Origin of the sequence: Stappia sp. WLB 29 (assembly GCF_023507705.1) — a bacterium.
GTDB lineage: Bacteria > Pseudomonadota > Alphaproteobacteria > Rhizobiales > Stappiaceae > Stappia.
Window position 1 is genome coordinate 1 of sequence record NZ_JALBGD010000019.1, and the last position, 16,547, is coordinate 16,547.

Below are 16,547 nucleotides of genomic sequence, written 5' to 3' on the forward strand. Positions count from 1 at the left end.
CCACCTCAACGATATGAGTTGATGACCGCCGAGGGGGGGAGGAGGGGCCTGGTGCCCTTTCGGTTGGCTGTGGCGTGCCGGCGCGTGAGCGGAACGGCGGTTGAGGGCGCGCAAGGCCACGCCTCCCTCTCCGAGGTCACTCCGGACGCAGGCGAAGCCGGAGATCCGGGGCCCGTTCGTTCCCAGAGCGTTCGCGATGGTGTTGCGAGCCCGCCGGCGTGCTCCCGCGTCTCCTCTACCGACAGTCCGCACCGCGCCCGGACGGCAAAACGGCTTCGCAGGGCGGCGACCCGGCGAAGCCGTGGGATGAGCGATCCGCGATGCGATCGGGAGGGCGAGCGTCGGGCGGACGATCGCAAGGACGGTCAGCCGAAGGTGACGTCGATGATCTCGTAGGCACGGGCGCCGCCGGGAGCGGTCACCTCGACGCTGTCGCCGACGGCCTTGCCGATCAGCGCGCGGGCGATGGGCGAGGAGATCGAGATGCGGCCGAGCTTCACGTCGGCCTCGACATCGCCGACGATCATGTACTTCTTCTCTTCCTCGGTGTCCTCGTCGATGAGGGTCACCGTGGCGCCGAACTTGACGGTGTCGCCCGACAGCTTGCTGACGTCGATCACCTCGGCGCGGCCGAGCTTGTCTTCGAGCTCGCTGATGCGGCCCTCGTTCAGACTCTGCTGTTCCTTGGCGGCGTGATACTCGGCATTTTCCGACAGGTCACCATGGGCGCGCGCCTCGGCGATCGCCTGGATGATGCGCGGCCGCTCTTCCGACATCCGCTGCTTCAGCTCCTTCTCGAGCATGGCGTAACCAGCGCCTGTCATCGGAACCTTTTCCATAGGTCTTCGACCCTTCTTCTTCGCGCCGCCAAAAGGCGTCGCGCGTCAAAAAAAATGACGTCCGGCAGGGCAGGGCCCGGCCGGAACGCTCACAATTCTCAGGCCTTGGTGAAGTAGGCCTGCAACGGAACCACTTCAAGGTTGCCCGAAGCGTAGGCCTCGATCCCCTTTGCGGCCGCGATGGCACCAGCCAAGGTCGTGTAATACGGAACCTTGTGCAACAGGGCCGCGCGGCGCAGCGACCTGCTGTCGGAGAGAGCCTGGGCGCCTTCGGTCGTGTTGAAGACGAGCTGGACCTCTCCGTTCTTGATAGCATCAACGATGTGCGGCCGGCCTTCAAGCACCTTGTTGACCTTGTCGCAGGAAATTCCCTGCTTCTCCAGGAAGGCCTGGGTGCCGTGCGTGGCGATGATCCGGAAGCCGATCTTCGCCAGGCGGCGGATCGGATCGAGCACCCGCTCCTTGTCTGCATCGCGCACCGAGACGAAGACGGTGCCGCTGGTCGGAACGCGGGTGCCCGAGCCGAGCTGCGACTTGGCGAAGGCGACCTCGAACGTGCCGTTGAGGCCCATGACCTCGCCGGTGGAGCGCATCTCCGGGCCGAGCACCGTGTCGACGCCGGGGAAGCGGGCGAAGGGGAACACCGCCTCCTTCACCGCGACATGGTCGAGCTTCTCGTTCTTCAGGCCGAAGGAGGCGAGCGGCTCGCCGGCCATCACCCTCGCGGCGATCTTGGCGATCGGCACGCCGATGGTCTTGGCGACGAAGGGCACGGTGCGCGAGGCGCGCGGGTTGACCTCCAGCACGAAGATCTCGCCGTCCTTGATGGCGTACTGGACGTTCATCAGGCCGCCGACGGCGAGCGCCCTCGCCAGCAGCTCGGTCTGGCGGGTGAGCTCGGCCACCATCTCCTCGGAGAGCGAATAGGGAGGCAGCGAGCAGGCGCTGTCGCCCGAGTGGATGCCGGCCTCCTCGATATGCTCCATGATGCCGCAGACGAAGACGTCCTTGCCGTCGGCGAGCGCGTCGACATCGACCTCGATGGCGCCGTCGAGATAGCGGTCGAACAGCAGCGGGTTCTTGCCGAGCACCGTGTTGATCTGGCCGGTCTTGTCGTTCGGGTACTTGGCGCGCACGTCGGCCGGGACCAGCTCGGGCAGGGTGCCGAGCAGGTAGGCGTTGAGCGCCTCCTCGTCGCGGATGATCTGCATGGCGCGGCCGCCGAGCACGTAGGACGGGCGCACGACCAGTGGCAGGCCGAGTTCGGCGACGATCAGCCGGCTCTGCTCGACCGAATAGGCGATGCCGTTCTGCGGCTGCTTCAGGCCCTGGCGGTGCAGCAGCTTCTGGAAGCGGTCGCGGTCTTCGGCAAGGTCGATCATGTCCGGCGCGGTGCCGAGGATCGGCACGTCGGCCTCGACCAGCGCTTGGGCGAGCTTCAGCGGCGTCTGGCCGCCGAACTGGACGATGACGCCGTGCAGCGTGCCGTTGGTCTGCTCGGTGCGGATGATCTCCAGCACGTCCTCGGCCGTCAGCGGCTCGAAATAGAGCCGGTCCGAGGTGTCGTAGTCGGTGGAGACGGTCTCCGGGTTGCAGTTGACCATGATGGTCTCGAAGCCGGCATCCTGCAGCGCGAAGGCGGCGTGGCAGCAGCAGTAGTCGAACTCAATGCCCTGGCCGATCCGGTTCGGGCCGCCGCCGAGGATCACCACCTTCTTCCTGTCGCTCGGGCGCGCCTCGTCGGCAAGCTTGCCTGCGAAGGGCGTCTCGTAGGTGGAATACATATAGGCGGTCGGCGAGGCGAATTCGGCAGCGCAGGTGTCGATGCGCTTGTAGACCGGGTGCACGTCGAGCTTGCCGCGCAGCGCCTTGACGTCGGCCTCGTCGAGACCGGCGAGGGAGGCGAGGCGCGCATCGGAAAAGCCCATCGCCTTGAGGGTGCGCATGGCGACCGCATTGTCCGGCAGGCCGTGGGCGCGCACCTTCTCCTCGGTGTCGACGATGGCCTTGATCTGGCGCAGGAACCACGGGTCGATGTGGCAGGAGCGGTAGACCTGCTCCAGGTCGGTGCCGAGGCGGAAGGCCTGGGCGCATTTGAGCAGGCGGTCCGGCGTCGGCGAGGCGAGCGCGGCGCGGATGGCGTTCTTGTCGTCGTTCTGCCCGAGGCCGGGGATCTCGACCTCGTCGAGGCCGGTGAGGCCCGTCTCCAGGCCGCGCAGCGCCTTCTGCAGGCTCTCGGCGAAGGTGCGGCCGATGGCCATGACCTCGCCGACCGACTTCATGGCGGTGGTCAGGGTCGGCTCGGCGCCGGGGAACTTCTCGAAGGCGAAGCGCGGGATCTTGGTGACGACATAGTCGATCGAGGGCTCGAACGAGGCCGGGGTGGCGCCGCCGGTGATGTCGTTCTCCAGCTCGTCCAGCGTGTAGCCGATGGCCAGCTTCGCCGCGACCTTGGCGATGGGGAAGCCGGTCGCCTTGGAGGCGAGCGCGGAGGAGCGCGACACGCGCGGGTTCATCTCGATGACGATGAGGCGGCCGTTCTCCGGATTGACCGCGAACTGGACGTTGGAGCCGCCGGTCTCGACGCCGATCTCGCGCAGCACCGCGAGGCTGGCGTCGCGCATGATCTGGTATTCCTTGTCGGTCAGCGTCAGCGCCGGCGCGACGGTGATGGAATCGCCGGTATGCACGCCCATCGGGTCGATGTTCTCGATGGAGCAGATGATGATGCAGTTGTCCGCGCGGTCGCGGACCACCTCCATCTCGTATTCCTTCCAGCCGATCACCGATTCCTCGACCAGGACCTCGGTGGTCGGGGAGGCGTCGAGGCCGCGCTCGATGATGTCGAGATATTCCTCGCGGTTGTAGGCGATGCCGCCGCCCGTGCCGCCCAGGGTGAAGGAGGGGCGGATGATCGCCGGCAGGCCGATGTCGTCGAGCGCGTCGAGCGCCTCGCCGAGCGAATGGGCGAGACGCGAGCGCGGCGTCTCCAGGCCGATCTTGTCCATCGCCAGGCGGAACAGCTCGCGGTCCTCGGCCTTGTCGATGGCCTCGGCGGTCGCGCCGATCATCTCGACGCCGAACTTCTCCAGCACGCCCATCTTCTTCAGGGACAGGGCGCAGTTCAGCGCCGTCTGGCCGCCCATGGTCGGCAGCAGCGCGTCCGGGCGCTCCTTCTCGATGATCTTGGCGACGATCTCCGGCGTGATCGGCTCGATATAGGTGGCGTCGGCCAGGTCCGGATCGGTCATGATCGTCGCCGGATTCGAATTCACCAGGATGACCCGATAGCCTTCCTCTCGCAGCGCCTTGCAGGCCTGGGTTCCGGAGTAATCGAACTCGCAGGCCTGGCCGATGATGATCGGCCCGGCGCCGATGATCAGGATCGAGGAGATGTCTGTGCGTTTGGGCATACTGGGCTCGCGGCTGGCCTTCGCCGGATCGTTCCGCGAGGGGCGCGGGATCCGGTCGGCGGCGTCTTCCTGGGTGAAATCTACGGCTGAGCGCGCCTTATAGGCAAAAAGCGCGAAAGGCGAAACCCCATCCTCGCCATGTTTCGGGCTGCGCTGCAGGGGAATGCTGTCATGTGCCGGCGGCCGGGTCGGACGGGGGCGGGACGGGCACGGTGCCGGATGCCGGGACCGGCGCCGGCAAGGGCCCCGAAACCGGCGTCACGCCGTCGAAATCGGCGATGCCGGCGGTCAGCGCATAGCAGGCGAGGCGCACGGCCTTGGGGATCTCGACGGGACGGCCGTTGCGGTCGCCCTTCTCGTAATACTGGATCATCCGCTTCTTGAGGCCGAGCACCTCGGCGGCATCCTTCTGCTTCAGGCCGAGCGACTTTCGCCACTTGCGGAACAGCTCGGGCGTCATCGTGGCGGTCGTTGCAGGGGGCGCCATGGGCCGTCTCGTCGGGTCTTGCGTTTGGATCTTGCGTTCGGGGCTGGTCTGACATCCGCTTCGGCGTCGGCTCCGGTGTTCCGGCCGTAAGCCGCAGCACCGGAAGCGCAACCTTTGCGCCCGACTTGATCCGACGCGCGCGCGCAAAAGTCAAACGGCAATCGGCGCGTTTACCCTGATTGGGTCGCAGCCGACGCGAACTTACATAATGCAGGTAATTTCTTATAATGGTCTCGGCGATCCGCTTCCCGGATCCTGCCCTTCCGGCGCAGTCCGCCGGACTCCTTGGACGGATCGTGTCTGCAATGCTGATGAGATTCGATGCGGCCGCGCCGGCGGATACGCTTCTCATTCACTCCCGCGCCCAGATCGGACTGGCCGACTATTGCCGGCTGCGCGGCGTGCCGTTCGACGCGGTGTTGCGCGAAAGCGGGCTGGACGCGGAGACGGTGAGCGCATCGCTCGGCGGCCATATCAGCCTGCGCGCCCATTCCAGCGCGCTGGAGGCTGCGAGCCGGCTGGCGGACGACGACGCGTTCGGCCTCGGCTGGACCCGGTCGCTGGGGCCGGGGCCGGAGGACACGGTGTCGCTGGCGATCCGTCACGCGCCGAACTTCCGCACCGCGCTGGAGGTGAGCGCGCGCTTCATGCGGATCGTGGCCGACGTTGCCGAGGTGCGCGCCGAGTTCGACGGCGACACGGCGGAGCTGGCCTTCGGCTTCTCGTCCGAACTCGTCTGCCGGGACCAGTTGCACGACCGGGTGACGAGCAAGGTGTTCAGCCGCTTGATGCGCATCAGCGGGGGCAGCGTGCAGCCGCTGGAGGTGCGGCTCGCGCGGGCGCGCCCGCTCAGCCTGACGCTGCACGACATGTTCTACGGCGTGCCGGTACGCTTCGGCGCGCCGCGCAACAGCCTGCATTTCCGCATCGATCCGCAGGGCGGAACCAATCCCCTGCGCGACGACGACCTGTTCGACGCCCTGTGCGAGCTCAACCGCCGGCGCCTCGACGACCGGCGCCGGGCCGAAGACTTCGTGGCGATGGTCAACGATGCGATCGCCGAGCGGATCGCCGATCCGATGCTGACGATTTCCGAGGTGGCCCGCGGCATGGCGATCAGCGTGCGCGCGCTGCAGCGCAAGCTGGCCGAGCGCGACACATCGTTCCACGCCCTGCATGACGGGGTGCGTCGGCGCATGGCGGCCGACTATCTGGTGCAGACCGATCTGCCGATCTCGGAGATCGCCTTCCGGCTTGGCTTTTCCGCGGTGGGCAATTTCTCGCGGGCGGCGCGTCGCTGGTTCGGGCGGCCGCCGAGCGAATGCCGCAACGGCGGCGAACTCAAAGTGTGAGCTTCACGATATTCCTCATCCCGAGATGGTTGCGTCCAGCAACTTTGCCGCCTTGCGCGCTGCCGTCGGGCTTCCAGCCGTCTAACCACGTATATACTTTAGTGTTAGGCAATCTTTCTTCCGAAGATGCCGTCCCTGTATTTTGTATGCTATCGGGTTAATCTGGCCGTTGGGGTTCGGCTGACTTTGCGTAGGCTGGGTTTTTCCAAAGAAAATTTCATTCATCCGCAAGCTGTCAAAGAGCGATAACGCATTTCTCGACGCAAAGGCGCCGGGCGGCATCCTGCCCGCTTCTTTGCGGGAGGCGGTTTTTCTGGAAGTTTTTTTCTAAAATGGGTGCAGGGATAAAAAAATGGCACCGGAAGAGAAGGCCGAAACGCGAAGCCGATGGCATAGTTCCGCTTGTGCGCGTTCCGGGCCGCGCCTTTCGATCGGGAATTACGGATAGTGAAATGACGGAACTCTCCAGAACTTCTGCGTTCGGACCGGACCTTGCGGGACCGATCCAGATCGACGGCAAGAACGAGGCGCGGCTCTCCATCGCCGAGATGGCCGAGACTTTCGGGGTCACTCTGCGTGCGCTGCGTTTCTACGAGGAAAAGGCGCTGCTGCGCCCGGAGCGAAAGGGCGCGCGCCGTTTCTACGGCGCTCGCGAGATCGGCCGGATGAAGGTGATCCTGCAGGCAAAGCGGATCGGCCTGACCCTGGTCGAGATCAGGGATGTGATCGCCCTGCTCGAGGGCAAGACGAGCCGCATGTCGCAGCTGCGTTCGCTGCGCGAGATGTGCGCCCGCCAGGACGAGCTGTTGGGCGAACAGCTGGCCCAGCTCAAGGAGCAGGCGAAGGAAACCGCCGAAGTGGTCGCCGCGCTGGACGCGCTGATCGAGGCCAATCCACAGGCTTGATCGGGCGGGCGCCGCGCCCCGGCCGAGCAAGAACGCCAACGCCGTCCGGGATGCCGGGCGGCGTTTTTACTTTGGGGGGGGTGCGGTCGGACGTCATCTCGGGCAAGGCGAAGCCGGAGAGCCGGGAACCATTGGCAACCCCGGCAGGCGTGGGACGGGAGCGCATCGCCATCTCCACGGCTGTCATACCTGCGAAGGCAGGTATCCAGTATCCGCCGGAGCAGGTTGCGGCGTGACGGCGGCACCACAGCTTCGGCGAGGGGCGCTCGCGGCAACGCCGAGGCTCGGGCTGCACCGCCCATGGTTGCTGGACCCGGTCTTCGGCTTCGCCGAAACCGGGATGAGAGGCTGAGCGTGGGGTTCATCCTGTGCGTGTTTCGCTGCCGCTCTGGGAACGAATAGGCCCCGGCTCTGCGCTTGCGCGCGGCCGGGGTGACGGCTGAGGGGATGCGGGGCCGTGCTTCTCTTTCCGAGGTCATCCCGGCCGCAGGCGAAGCCGGAGAGCCGGGAACCATTGGCGCCCTCGGCAGGCGTGAGACGGGAGCGCATCGCCACCTCAACGGCTGTCATACCTGCGAAGGCAGGTATCCAGTATCCGCCGGGCGGATGGTGGCGTGACGGCGGCACCACAGCTTCGGCGAGGGGCGCTCGCGGCACCGCCGGGGCTCGGGTTGCACCGTTCGGGGTTACTGGATCCCGGTCTTCGGCTGCGCCGAAACCGGGATGACACGCTGAGCGTGGGGTTCGCGCGGGCGTTTTTTCGCCGCCGCTCTGGGAACGAATAGGCCCCGGCTCTGCGCTGACGCGTGGCCGGGGTGACGGCTGAGAGGATGTGAGAGNGTGGGGTTCGCGCGGGCGTTTTTTCGCCGCCGCTCTGGGCACGACTAGGCCCCGGCTCTGCGCTGACGCGTGGCCGGGGTGACGGCTGAGAGGATGTGAGAGCGTTTCTTCCTCTCTTCTGCGTCTTCCCGGCAAAAGAAAACGCCGCCCGCGAGGCAGGCGGCGTGTCGTGATAGGCGTCGTCCGGCTCGGCCGGGGCGCGCCGATCAGGCGGCGGCGTCCTTTTCCGGGATCGCCGGGGTGCCGGCGCGGGCGCGCATCAGGTTGGTGAAGCGGCGGAACAGGTAGTGGCTGTCGCGCGGACCGGGCGAGGCTTCCGGGTGATACTGCACCGAGAAGACCGGCTTGTCCTTGAGCCGCAGCCCGCAGTTGGAGCCGTCGAACAGCGAGACATGGGTCTCCTCGACCGCCTCCGGCAGGCTCCTGGCGTTGACGGCGAAGCCATGGTTCATCGAGGTGATCTCGACCTTGCCGGTGGTGCGGTCGAAGACCGGATGATTGGCGCCGTGATGGCCCTGGTGCATCTTCTCGGTCTCGCCGCCAAGGGCGAGCGCCAGCATCTGGTGCCCGAGGCAGATGCCGAAGACCGGCAGGCCGCTGTCGACCAGGTCGCGGATTACCGGCACGGCATACTCGCCGGTCGCGGCCGGGTCGCCCGGACCGTTCGACAGGAAGATGCCGTCGGGCTTGCGCGACAGGACGTCCTCGGCGCTCGCATCGGCGGGAAGCACCGTCACCTTGCAGCCGGCATCGGTCAGAAGACGCAGGATGTTGCGCTTGATGCCGTAGTCGATGGCGACGACGTTGAACTCGCCGTCCTCGCGCGACCCATAGCCCTGGTCCCAGACCCAGGGGGTCTGCGTCCAGCCGTAGCTCTGGGCCGAGGTGACGTCCTTGGCGAGATCCATGCCAACGAGGCCCGGCCAGTTGCGGGCGGCGAGCTTCAGGGCCTCGATGTCGAAATTGCCGTCCGGATCGTGGGCGATCACCGCATTGGCGGCGCCGGTCTCGCGGATCAGGGCGGTGAGGGCGCGGGTGTCGATGCCCGACAGGCCGATAATGCCGCGCGCCTTCAACCAGGCATCGAAATGCCGGGAAGCGCGGTAGTTGGCGGGATCGGTCACGTCGGCGCGGACGATGGCTCCGCGCACGCCGGAGGACGAGGCCATGTTGACGGTCTCGACATCCTCCTCGTTCGTCCCCACATTCCCGATATGCGGGAAGGTGAAAGTGACGATCTGCCCGGCATAGGAGGGATCGGTGAGGATCTCCTCGTAGCCGGTGAGGGCGGTGTTGAAGCAGACTTCGGCACAGGCCTGGCCGGTGGCACCGAAGCCGTTGCCCTCGATCACTGTTCCGTCGGCCAGGACGAGAACGGCCGTGGTCGGCGGCGCGGACCAGACGTCGGCGGTCGTCATATCTTGCTTTCTCGATCGGTTCGATGACATGATTTCGCTGAACGCGCCTTGACGGAGCGGGGCTCGGCTGTCAACGGTGCGTGTCGCGCGGCACTCTAGGGGAAGCGCGCGTGGGGGTCAACCGACAGACTTTACAAAAATAATCCTTGTAAATCAACACGATGAACGAGGTGTCCGGCAGTGGAGCCGAAGCTTTGAGGAAAGTTTCCGCGCTTGCGTCCCGGGCAAACGGCAGGGCAGATCATGCGTGAACGTATCGATGCGGCGTTGCAGGACGCCGTGGAGAGCGACGACAAGCGCCGGGCGGCGACGCTGCGGCTGATGCTGGCGGCGATCAAGGACCGCGACGCGCGCTGCCGCGAGCTGGGCCACGACGTCGTCCCGGACGCGGAGATCCGCGAGATTCTCAACAAGATGCTGCGCCAGCGCGAGAGCTCGGTGCGCGATTTCGAGGAAGCCGGCCAGCTGGACCTTGCCGCCCAGGAGCGCGAGGAAATGGCGGTCATCCACGAATTCCTGCCGCGCCAGTTCGACGAGCGGACGATGCAGGACGCCTGCGAGGACGTGGTGCGCGACATCAATGCGCGGGGCCTGCGCGACATGGGCCGCTGCATGAACGCGCTCAAGGAGCGCTATCCGGGCCAGATGGATTTCGTGCGGGCAAGCTGCGTGGTCAAGGATCTGCTGCGCAGCGAATAGGCGGGGCAAGCGCCGCGCCGGTGGAATTTATTCCCGCTCTGTCCTACCTTGACACCGATGCCGGGTGCGCCGCCCCGAAAGGGGCCGCGTGCCGGTGCCTTTTCCGTTTCGAAAGCCTGTAGCCCATGCGATTTTCACCCGGTCTCCTCGATGAGATTCGTGCCCGAGTGTCTTTGTCGGAGGTGGTCGCGCGGCGGGTGAGCTGGGACCGGCGCAAGTCGCAGCCCGCGCGCGGCGACTTCTGGGCCTGCTGCCCGTTCCACCAGGAAAAGACCCCGAGCTTCCATGTCGACGACCGGCGCAGCCGCTACAAGTGCTTCGGCTGCGGCGCCTCGGGCGACCATTTCCGCTTCCTGACAGAGACGGAGGGCCTGTCGTTCCCCGAGGCGGTGGAGCGGCTGGCCGAGCAGGCGGGCGTGGCGCTGCCCGCCCCCGATCCGCAGGCGGCGGCCCGCGCGGCCGAACGCGCCGGCCTTGCCGAGATCTGCGAGATGGCGGCGCGCTTCTTCCAGGACGCGCTGGCGATGAGCGGCGGCGAGCAGGCGCGCGACTACATCTCCCGCCGCCGCTTGCGTCCGGAGACGGTGCGCGAGTTCCGCATCGGTTTCGCCCCGAACGGGCGCGACGCGCTGAAGCGCCACCTGATCGGCAAGGGCGTCGACGAGGCCTCGATGGTCGAGGCGGGGCTGGTGATCCGCCCGGACGACGGGCGGCCGACCTACGACCGCTTCCGCAACCGGCTGATGATCCCGATCCAGGACGAGCGCGGCCGGGTGATCGCCTTCGGCGGGCGCACGCTCGATCCCGACGGCCAGCCGAAATATCTCAACTCGCCCGAGACCCCGCTCTTCCACAAGGGCGCGATGGTCTTCAACTTCCACCGGGCGCGCGAGCCCGCGCATCGCAGCGGCCAGGCGGTGGTGGTGGAAGGCTATATGGACGCCATCGCCATCGCCCAGGCGGGCATGGGCAATGTGGTGGCCGCGCTCGGCACCGCCTTCACCGAGGAGCAGGTGGGCCGCCTGTGGCGGCTGGCGCCCGAACCGGTGATCTGCTTCGACGGCGATGCGGCCGGCACCTCGGCCGCGCACCGGGCGGTGGACCGCATCCTGCCGGGCCTGCGCAGCGGCCATTCCTTCGGCTTCGTCTTCCTGCCCGACGGCAAGGACCCGGACGACCTGATCGCGGACGGGGGACTGGCCGCCTTCACCAAGGAACTGGCGGGCTCGCAGCCGCTGATCGACGTCTTGTGGTCGCGGGAGGTGGAGGCCGCGCGCATCGACACGCCGGAGCGGCGCGCGGCGCTGGAAAAGAGCCTCGAGGAGCTGGTGCGCACCATCGCCGACGAGCGGGTGCGTCGCGGCTACCAGCTCGACATCCGGCTGCGGCTGTCCAACCTGTTCTACCGGCAGGCGCGGGCCGCGCGCGGCCATGGGGGCAGACAGGGAAGCGGCCAGGCTTACGGGCAGGGCAATGCATTCCAGCAGGCGCCGTCCGGCCCGGCGCGCGGCTCCGACCTGCCGGGCAGCTCGATGTTCGGCCACGAGCGGATGCTGTGCGGGCTGTGCCTGAAATATCCCGAGCTCTTGGAGCGGCACGTGGAGCGGCTGGCGCAGGCGCAGTTCGGCGACGTGCTGCATGCGCGCTTCCGCGACGAGCTGTGCCGGATCGCCACCGAGCTGCAGGACGTGCCGGTGAGCGGCTTCTTCGAGACGCTGGACACGCGCTTCTTCCAGATCCTGTCCGAGGCGCTGGACGGGCCGGAGGAGGCGGCGAGCGGTGCGGGCAGTGGCGCGGGCGGAGGGCAGCGCATGGTCACCCGCTTCCACGACCTGTTGCAGCGGCTGCCGATCCTGCGGCACGAACCGCCGGCGGATTTCATCGAGGACCTGTTCTGCCACACTCTCGACGTGCTGGAACTGCGCGCGCTGGAGCAGGACCTGGAGGCGGAGCTGGCCGCGCTCGGCGACGGGCTGGACGAGGCGGACTGGGAGCGCATCCGCGCCCAGTCGCAGGATCTGGCCCGCCGGCGCGAGGAATGCGCCCGCGAGGAGCAGGAGATCGCCGAACGGGGCAAGGTCTTCCGCTCCGCGCGGCCGGCCGCCTCGACACCGGCCGGCGCGGCGGCGCGTGCGCGCGCGGCGATGGGGCAAGGGGCGATCGCCGGCGCCGGCGGCTGACGGGCGAGGAGCGTGCGGTTGTGGATTGCGCCGCCTCTTTGGTTGACGGCCAACGAATCACTCTTGCGAATCCGGACCTTTGCGCTACATAAGCAATTCAGGCAGCATCCAGAGCCGCGACAGGCCCGTCATGCAGACCCGGTCCAGGAGACACGGGGTCGCAAGCCATGACAGGAGCCGACACGGCGGCACGAAATCACCTTGCCTGCCGATATCCCGTGCGGAACCGGATGGCCGGAGCCTTGTGCATGCCGGCTGTGTCCGGTGTCGAGTCTTGTCGAACCGGGTTGCAGGGTTAAGTGGCACTTAACGGACAGCGACTAAGACTGACATTCTGTCCCGGCTGGCGTGGCGGCGCGTCGCGGGGAGGGGATCTGCATGGCCGAAAGGCCGTGGCCGGCAAGGGACCCGGTATTCCGCCGCGAAACGAATCAGCCGGTCCTCCGGCTTTCCGGGCGCGATAAGGCGCGGAAAGCGGAACCGGGCCCGCCAGGCGGGCAACCAGCGTGACACGAACGACAGCGCCAGGCCCGAGGGCCGGCGGGGCCGGAGACAACCATGGCAGCCAAATCCACCCAGGCGGAAGAGACCCAGGAAACCGCTAGCGAGACCTCCGACGGTCCGCTTCTGGATCTTTCCGATGCCGCTGTAAAGCGGATGATCAAGCTCGCCAAGAAGCGCGGCTACGTGACCTATGAGGAGCTCAACGAAGTGCTCCCGTCCGAGGAGGTCACGTCCGAGCAGATCGAGGACACGATGGCGATGCTGTCCGACATGGGCATCAACGTCATCGAGGAAGAAGAGGCCGAGGAGGCCCAGGCGGACGACCAGGGCGGCGAGATCGTCGAGGCCGGGCCGACCACGGTCGCCAAGACCACGGCCAAGGAGCCGACGGACCGCACCGACGACCCCGTGCGCATGTATCTGCGCGAGATGGGCTCGGTCGAGCTCTTGTCGCGCGAGGGCGAAATCGCCATCGCCAAGCGCATCGAGGCCGGCCGCGAGGCGATGATCGCCGGGCTTTGCGAGAGCCCGCTGACCTTCCAGGCCATCATCATCTGGCGGGACGAGCTCAACGAAGGCAAGGTCCTGCTGCGCGACATCATCGATCTCGAGGCGACCTATGCCGGCCCCGACTTCCGCGGCGACGACGCCGAGGAGAGCGAGGACGAGACCGCCTCGGAGGGCGCATCTGCCGCGTCCGGAGCGTCGCGTGAGGAGACGGCCCGGGGCGAGGGCTCTGCCCGCCCGGCGGGCGATGGCGAAGCCTCGAGCGAGGCCGAAGGCGAGGGCGACGGCGAGGAGGACGACGAGTTCGAGGCGAACATCTCGCTCTCCGCGATGGAGGCCGAGCTGAAGCCGAAGGTGCTGGAGACCTTCGACCGCATCGCCGACGACTACAAGAAGCTGCGCCGGCTGCAGGACCAGCTTGTTGAGAACAAACTGGCCAACAAGACCCTGTCTCCCTCGCAGGAGCGCCGCTACAAGAAGCTCAAGGAAGACATCGTCGTCGATGTGAAGAGCCTGTCGCTGAACCAGCAGCGTATCGACGCGCTGGTCCTGCAGCTCTACGACATCAACAAGCGGCTGATGGGCTACGAGGGGCGCCTTCTGCGCCTGGCCGACAGCCACGGCGTCGACCGCGGCGACTTCCTGAAGCAGTACCAGGGCAACGAGCTCGACCCGAACTGGATCCGCAAGGTCGCGAACCTTGCCTCCAAGGGCTGGAAGAACTTCGTCGCCCAGGAGAAGGAAACGATCCGCGAGCTGCGCCAGGAGATCCAGAGCCTTGCCTCGGAGACCGGCCTGGAGACGGCCGAGTTCCGCCGCATCGTCTCGATGGTGCAGAAGGGCGAGCGCGAGGCGCGCATCGCCAAGAAGGAGATGGTGGAGGCCAACCTGCGCCTCGTCATCTCCATCGCCAAGAAGTACACGAACCGCGGCCTGCAGTTTCTGGACCTGATCCAGGAGGGCAATATCGGCCTGATGAAGGCGGTGGACAAGTTCGAGTACCGGCGCGGCTACAAGTTCTCCACCTATGCGACCTGGTGGATCCGGCAGGCGATCACCCGTTCGATCGCCGACCAGGCCCGCACGATCCGCATCCCGGTGCACATGATCGAGACGATCAACAAGATCGTGCGCACCTCGCGCCAGATGCTGCACGAGATCGGCCGCGAGCCGACCCCGGAGGAGCTGGCCGAAAAGCTGCAGATGCCGCTGGAGAAGGTCCGCAAGGTGCTGAAGATCGCCAAGGAGCCGATCTCCCTCGAAACGCCGATCGGCGACGAGGAAGACAGCCACCTGGGCGACTTCATCGAGGACAAGAACGCGGTCCTGCCGATCGACGCGGCGATCCAGTCGAACCTGCGCGAGACGACGACGCGGGTGCTGGCCTCGCTCACCCCGCGCGAGGAGCGCGTGCTGCGCATGCGCTTCGGCATCGGCATGAACACCGACCACACGCTGGAAGAGGTCGGCCAGCAGTTCTCGGTGACGCGCGAGCGTATCCGCCAGATCGAGGCGAAGGCGCTGCGCAAGCTCAAGCACCCCTCGCGCTCGCGCAAGCTGCGCTCGTTCCTCGACAGCTAAAGGCGAGCCGAGGCGCTATCGGACATGATCTTCAGGGCCCGGCGGCAACGCCGGGCCCTTTTGCTATTCTCCGGGGGTCATGCCTCGACGAGGGCCTCGACGACCGCGCGGACGGCCGGCAGCACGCCGCGCCGGTGCGGGGTGAGGATGGTCGTCGTGATGGTGCCGGCGCGCCAGCCGGGCAGAAGGGGGTGCAGCATGCCGTCCTTCAGCGCGCCGGCTGCGACCTGCTGCGGCAGGCAGGCAATGCCGAGACCGGCGCAGGCGGCGGCAAGCAGCATGCCGGCCTCGTCCAGCGACAGGCGGGCGCCGGGCTGCACTTCGGCGCGGGCGCCCTCCGGCCCTTCCAGCTGCCAGGGCGCACCGTCGCCGATGTCGATCAGCTCGTGGCCGGCGAGGTCAGCCGGCGTCTGCGGCGTGCCGGCGCGCGCGAGATAGGCGGGCGCGGCGGCAAGGATCACCGCTTCCTCCGACAGGCGCCGCTGCATCAGCTCGGAAGCGGGCAGCGGCCCACGGTGGCTGCGCAGGGCGATGTCGAAATCCTCATGGGCAAGGTCGACGAACCGGTCGCTGACATGCAGCTTCAGCGAGAGTTTCGGGTGGCGCTGCAGGATCTTTGCGAGCTTCGGCGCCAGATGGAAACGGGAGACGGGCACGGAGGCGGTGAGGCGGACCGTGCCGCTCGGCTCGGCAAGACGGCGGCGCACGACGGCCTCGGCCGCTTCCGCCTCGATCACCGCCGCGCGGGCATGCTCGTAGACGTCGCGGCCAATCTCGGTGAGGCGGAAGCTGCGGGGACTGCGATGCACCAGCCGTGCGCCGAGTCGGCGCTCCAGCTCGGCAACCCGCTTGGCGACGGTGGATTTCGGCGCGCCGGACAGGCGGCTTGCAGCGGCAAAGCCGCCGCCCTCCACCGCCCGGACGAAGAAGCGCAGGTCGTTGAGATTGTACATCGGCATTGTCCATATTTGTGGACTTGAAGCGGGCATATCGTGGGCTACAGCACCAGCGTCCATGATTGCATAGTCCCGGCATCCGGGCGAGACCCCTCGCCCCGCAAGCAAAGGGACAACGACATCATGACCCCCATCCTGTTCTACGGCGTGCCGGCGGGCTGCTCGTTCGGCTCCATCGTCGCGCTGGAATGGCTGCAGATGCCCTATCGGCTGTGCCGCATCGACATGGCCGGCGATGACATCCGCAGCGAGGCCTACCAGCAGATCAACCCGGTCGCCGAGACGCCGAGCCTTGCCACCGGCGACGGCCGGCTGGTGGCGGAGAGCATGGCGATCCTCAATCATCTGGCGCCGCAGGGCGCGGAAAAGGGCCTCGGCTTTCTCCAGGGGACTGCCGCATTCGACCGGCTGAACCAGATGCTGGCCTTTCTCAACACGGCGCTGTTCGACGGGTTCAGCCCGCTCTGGCATGCCTATGAGCACGGGGTCGAGGGCGAGGCGAAGGCGGCGCTCGCCGCCTATGCGCAGGCAAAGCTTCAGGCCGCCCATGCGCAACTGGAGCGGATGCTGGGCGAGGGGCCGTATCTGCTGGGCGAGAGCCGGACGCTGGCCGATGCCTATTTCTACGGGATCGCGCGCTGGGCCGAGTATCACGGCGTGCCGGACCGCAGCGCCTTTCCGCGCCTGCAGGAACTGTTCGATCGTCTGGCGGAGGATCCGGCGGTGCACTTTGCCGCCGGCGTGGAAGCGGGCGAGGAGGCGACGTCCACTGGCGGGTTCCGCGGCCATGTGAGGCTGGAGGCGGCGCTCGAGGAACTGGGGCTGGCCTGACGGGCGCGGGAGCGGGTCTTACTGCTCCGGGGTCA

General features: G+C 67.3%; 11 protein-coding genes. 6 read left to right on the top strand and 5 right to left on the bottom strand.

The window, feature by feature from the left end:
• Positions 1-365 precede the first annotated feature (365 nt).
• The 3 genes from greA to MNI96_RS21545 form a co-directional block, all read right to left on the bottom strand.
• Complete coding sequence (gene greA / locus MNI96_RS21535) at positions 366-839, bottom strand: transcription elongation factor GreA (RefSeq protein ID WP_249696581.1); 474 nt, start codon at positions 837-839, stop codon at positions 366-368.
• Between the two features lie 98 nt (positions 840-937).
• A complete protein-coding gene (gene carB / locus MNI96_RS21540) occupies positions 938-4,252 on the bottom strand; it encodes a carbamoyl-phosphate synthase large subunit (protein WP_249696583.1) in 3,315 nt (1,104 codons plus the stop codon).
• A 169-nt stretch (positions 4,253-4,421) separates the two neighbouring features.
• Positions 4,422-4,739 carry a helix-turn-helix domain-containing protein gene (locus MNI96_RS21545; protein ID WP_249696584.1) on the bottom strand — a complete coding sequence of 106 codons (318 nt, stop codon included), beginning with the start codon at positions 4,737-4,739 and terminating at the stop codon, positions 4,422-4,424.
• 305 nt (positions 4,740-5,044) lie between these two features.
• Between MNI96_RS21545 and MNI96_RS21550 the strand changes: the two genes are divergently transcribed.
• Positions 5,045-6,091, top strand: coding sequence for an AraC family transcriptional regulator (locus MNI96_RS21550; RefSeq protein WP_249696586.1), 1,047 nt, complete (start codon positions 5,045-5,047; stop codon positions 6,089-6,091).
• Positions 6,092-6,543: 452 nt separating this feature from the next.
• Positions 6,544-6,996, top strand: coding sequence for a MerR family transcriptional regulator (locus MNI96_RS21555; RefSeq protein WP_249696588.1), 453 nt, complete (start codon positions 6,544-6,546; stop codon positions 6,994-6,996).
• 1,046 nt (positions 6,997-8,042) lie between these two features.
• Here MNI96_RS21555 and carA read toward each other — a convergent pair.
• A complete protein-coding gene (gene carA / locus MNI96_RS21560) occupies positions 8,043-9,254 on the bottom strand; it encodes a glutamine-hydrolyzing carbamoyl-phosphate synthase small subunit (protein ID WP_249696590.1) in 1,212 nt (403 codons plus the stop codon).
• A gap of 243 nt (positions 9,255-9,497) precedes the next feature.
• Here carA and MNI96_RS21565 point away from each other — a divergent pair, with 243 nt between their 5' ends.
• The 3 genes from MNI96_RS21565 to rpoD all read left to right on the top strand — a co-directional run bounded on the left by MNI96_RS21565 (position 9,498) and on the right by rpoD (position 14,725).
• Entirely contained in the window at positions 9,498-9,953 is a 456-nt protein-coding gene (locus tag MNI96_RS21565) for a GatB/YqeY domain-containing protein (RefSeq protein WP_249696592.1), read from the top strand.
• Positions 9,954-10,078: 125 nt separating this feature from the next.
• A complete protein-coding gene (dnaG, locus tag MNI96_RS21570; protein WP_283776626.1) occupies positions 10,079-12,133 on the top strand; it encodes a DNA primase in 2,055 nt (684 codons plus the stop codon).
• 558 nt (positions 12,134-12,691) lie between these two features.
• Positions 12,692-14,725 (top strand): RNA polymerase sigma factor RpoD, encoded by a 2,034-nt coding sequence (gene rpoD / locus MNI96_RS21575; protein ID WP_249696597.1) that lies wholly within the window; start codon positions 12,692-12,694, stop codon positions 14,723-14,725.
• Between the two features lie 77 nt (positions 14,726-14,802).
• Here rpoD and MNI96_RS21580 read toward each other — a convergent pair whose 3' ends face one another.
• Positions 14,803-15,678: a LysR substrate-binding domain-containing protein gene (locus tag MNI96_RS21580; protein WP_349629215.1), complete on the bottom strand. Its 876-nt coding sequence runs from the start codon at positions 15,676-15,678 to the stop codon at positions 14,803-14,805.
• A gap of 126 nt (positions 15,679-15,804) precedes the next feature.
• Between MNI96_RS21580 and MNI96_RS21585 the strand changes: the two genes are divergently transcribed.
• Positions 15,805-16,512 (top strand): glutathione S-transferase family protein, encoded by a 708-nt coding sequence (locus MNI96_RS21585; protein ID WP_249696600.1) that lies wholly within the window; start codon positions 15,805-15,807, stop codon positions 16,510-16,512.
• Positions 16,513-16,547: the final 35 nt, after the last annotated feature.

Excerpts from the sequence above, each read along its gene's own strand:
- greA (WP_249696581.1), bottom strand. The coding sequence starts at position 839 with ATGGAAAAGGTTCCGATGACAGGCGCTGGTTACGCCATGCTCGAGAAG.
- MNI96_RS21550 (WP_249696586.1), top strand. The coding sequence starts at position 5,045 with ATGCTGATGAGATTCGATGCGGCCGCGCCGGCGGATACGCTTCTCATT.
- carA (WP_249696590.1), bottom strand. The coding sequence starts at position 9,254 with ATGACGACCGCCGACGTCTGGTCCGCGCCGCCGACCACGGCCGTTCTC.
- MNI96_RS21580 (WP_349629215.1), bottom strand. The coding sequence starts at position 15,678 with ATGTACAATCTCAACGACCTGCGCTTCTTCGTCCGGGCGGTGGAGGGC.
- MNI96_RS21555 (WP_249696588.1), top strand. The coding sequence starts at position 6,544 with ATGACGGAACTCTCCAGAACTTCTGCGTTCGGACCGGACCTTGCGGGA.
- rpoD (WP_249696597.1), top strand. The coding sequence starts at position 12,692 with ATGGCAGCCAAATCCACCCAGGCGGAAGAGACCCAGGAAACCGCTAGC.
- carB (WP_249696583.1), bottom strand. The coding sequence starts at position 4,252 with ATGCCCAAACGCACAGACATCTCCTCGATCCTGATCATCGGCGCCGGG.
- MNI96_RS21545 (WP_249696584.1), bottom strand. The coding sequence starts at position 4,739 with ATGGCGCCCCCTGCAACGACCGCCACGATGACGCCCGAGCTGTTCCGC.
- dnaG (WP_283776626.1), top strand. The coding sequence starts at position 10,079 with ATGCGATTTTCACCCGGTCTCCTCGATGAGATTCGTGCCCGAGTGTCT.
- MNI96_RS21565 (WP_249696592.1), top strand. The coding sequence starts at position 9,498 with ATGCGTGAACGTATCGATGCGGCGTTGCAGGACGCCGTGGAGAGCGAC.
- MNI96_RS21585 (WP_249696600.1), top strand. The coding sequence starts at position 15,805 with ATGACCCCCATCCTGTTCTACGGCGTGCCGGCGGGCTGCTCGTTCGGC.